General features: G+C 64.7%; 2 protein-coding genes. Both read right to left on the bottom strand.

Annotated elements, in window-relative coordinates:
- Positions 1-37 precede the first annotated feature (37 nt).
- Positions 38-886: an IS3 family transposase gene (locus EDF48_RS18945; RefSeq protein WP_131881984.1), complete on the bottom strand. Its 849-nt coding sequence runs from the start codon at positions 884-886 to the stop codon at positions 38-40.
- Positions 883-1,200: a helix-turn-helix domain-containing protein gene (locus EDF48_RS19505; protein WP_194672230.1), complete on the bottom strand. Its 318-nt coding sequence runs from the start codon at positions 1,198-1,200 to the stop codon at positions 883-885. Before EDF48_RS19505 ends, EDF48_RS18945 begins: the two co-directional genes overlap by 4 nt.
- Between the last annotated feature and the right edge of the window lie 224 nt (positions 1,201-1,424).

Below are 1,424 nucleotides of genomic sequence, written 5' to 3'. Positions count from 1 at the left end.
GTGAACTGGTCCCGGTTTGTTGGACCGTGAAGTCAGATTAGGCCGCGAGGGCGTGAGCTCGGTATTGAACCGGGCTCATGCCCTCGAGTCGTGCCTGGGAGCGGTCGGTGTTCCACCAGGTGATGTAGTCGTGGATCGCGGTGTCGAGCGTGGTGGTGCTGTCGAAATGGGTTGGGTGGAACATCTCGGCTTTCAGATGGCCGAAGAAGTTCTCGATGATCGCGTTGTCGTGGCAGTTGCCCTTTCGCGACATCGACTGGGACGCGCCGGCAGCTGCCAGCAGTGACCGCCAGGACCGGTGCTGGTAGTGGATGCCCTGGTCCGAGTGCACCAGCGGTGCCGCCCCGAGTGCGGTGTGGAGTGCGTCGCGGAGCGAGCCGTGGGTGAGTTCCAGGGTCGGGGACGTTCCGGTTCGATAGGCGATGATCTGCCGGTCGAAGAGGTCCATCACTGGTGACAGGTAGAGCTTGTGCTCACCGACCCGGAACTCCGTCACGTCCGTGACCCATTTCTGGTTCGGCGCTGTCGAGGTGAAGTCCCGGTTCAGCAGGTTCGCTGCAACCTTGCCGACCTCGCCGCCGTAGGACGAGTATCGGCGTCGACGACGCACTGGACAGACCAGGTCGTGGCGTCGCATCAACGCCAGGACCGTCTTCTTCGCCACTGGCCCGGTCCGGCGGAGCTCGGCGTGGATCCGCCGATGCCCATACCGGCCCTTGGTGCGGACGAAGATCGCGCGGATCGCGTCCGCGGTGTCAGCGTGCCGGTCAGGTTCACGCGAGCGGGCCTGCTGGTAGAAGAACGTGGAGCGGGCAAGACCGGCGATCTGCAGCAGCGTCTGGAGTGAGTGTTCGGCCTTGCAAGCGGCAACGGCTGTGGTCTTCACCGACGCCGTTGCTGCGCCTGCAAGGCCCGCAATTTTCCCAAGTACGCGTTCTCGGCCCGTAAGTACTCGTTCTCCCGCCGGAGTCGTTCCAGCTCGCTGAGCTCGGTGTCCGGCTTCGCTTTCGGGCGGCCCGTTGGGCGCGGCCGGAGGGCGTCCTCACCGTCCTTGCGAACCTGGTTCGCCCATTTGCGCAGCAGCAGCGCTGAGGAGAGCCCTCCCTCGGAGGCGAGCGCATCGGCTGGTTCCCCGGCAAGGAAGCGGCGCACGAGGTCACGTTTCACCTCGAACGAGTACGAGCGTCTGGGGGAATCCATGAGCACCTCCGGACCATGCAGCAACCACCGTTGATGCAAGCGTCGCACCGGTTTCCGTGTCACTCCTAGCCGACGAGCCGTCGCCCAATCACTCAACCCCCGACCGAACCACTCCACCGCAGCCACCCGCTGCGCACTCGTCAACGACGACGCGGTACCACCCACACGAACCATCCCCGGATCTCGAACCGACTAATCAGTCCAAGAACCGGGGACCAGTCCAC

Source organism: Curtobacterium sp. PhB191 (assembly GCF_004346515.1).
In the GTDB taxonomy this organism is placed as follows: Bacteria; Actinomycetota; Actinomycetes; order Actinomycetales; family Microbacteriaceae; genus Curtobacterium.
Note: the sequence above shows the minus strand (reverse complement) of the source record. Positions and strands in the feature narration are given on the sequence as shown.

Bases quoted from the DNA above. Each gene is read 5' to 3' on its own strand.
- EDF48_RS19505 (WP_194672230.1), bottom strand. From the start codon at position 1,200: ATGGATTCCCCCAGACGCTCGTACTCGTTCGAGGTGAAACGTGACCTC.